We start from the raw sequence: 774 nt of genomic DNA, 5'->3' as shown, positions 1-774 counted from the left end.
GCCCACGCCCCCGGGGCCACCGCCACGACCGCGAACCCGGCCGCCGCCACCAGCGCCCCCAGGCGTACGACAGCCACGGCGCCGAACCGCCGGACCCCGAGGTCCCCGAGGGCCCGCCCGATCAGCGTGGTCACCATGTAGACGTTGTACGGGACCGTCGCCAGCTGCTCGGAACTCCCCAGCACGTCCTGGAGGTACTTCGCGCTCCAGTTGGACACGGTCGAGTCCCCGATGTACGCGAACGTCATCACCAGACACAGCGGCAACAGCGCCTTGAAGACGACACCCTGGCCACGCCCGACCTCACCCGTCTCGGAGGCGGCCCCACCCTCGGCCTCGGCCTCGTCACCCTTCCCGTCGACGTACCACCGGCTCCCCACCAGCACGACCGGCAGCAGCACCAGTACGACCGGCAGATAGGACACCCACAGCGCGAGATGCCAGTGCGCCCCGGCCCACGCCAGCGAGGCCCCCAGGATCCCGCCCAGGCTGTACACCGCGTGGAAGCTGAGCATGATGCTCCGCCCGTACGCCCGCTGCAGGCTCACCCCGAGCATGTTCATCGAGGCGTCCAGCGCGCCCACGGCGAGCCCGAACAGCGCGAGCGCGAAACCCAGCACCGCCAGTCCGTCCCCCGCTCCCACACCGAGGAGCGCGAGCAGTACGACGGGCTGGGACCAGCGCAGCAGCCTGCTGGGCGGTATCCGCTTCACCAGCCGCTCGGTGGCCACGCTCCCGACCCCGGCGAGGATCGGCACGGCGGCGAGGAAGACG

At 71.7% G+C, this 774-nt stretch carries 1 protein-coding gene; it reads right to left on the bottom strand.

All coding sequences use genetic code 11. The features are described from left to right. Positions 1–774: MFS transporter (locus BZL64_RS35155; RefSeq protein ID WP_143663400.1), on the bottom strand; the 774-nt coding region annotated here is incomplete at both ends.

The organism is Streptomyces bobili, from assembly GCF_002154575.1.
GTDB classification, from domain to species: Bacteria; Actinomycetota; Actinomycetes; order Streptomycetales; family Streptomycetaceae; genus Streptomyces; species Streptomyces bobili.
Note: the sequence above shows the minus strand (reverse complement) of the source record. Positions and strands in the feature narration are given on the sequence as shown.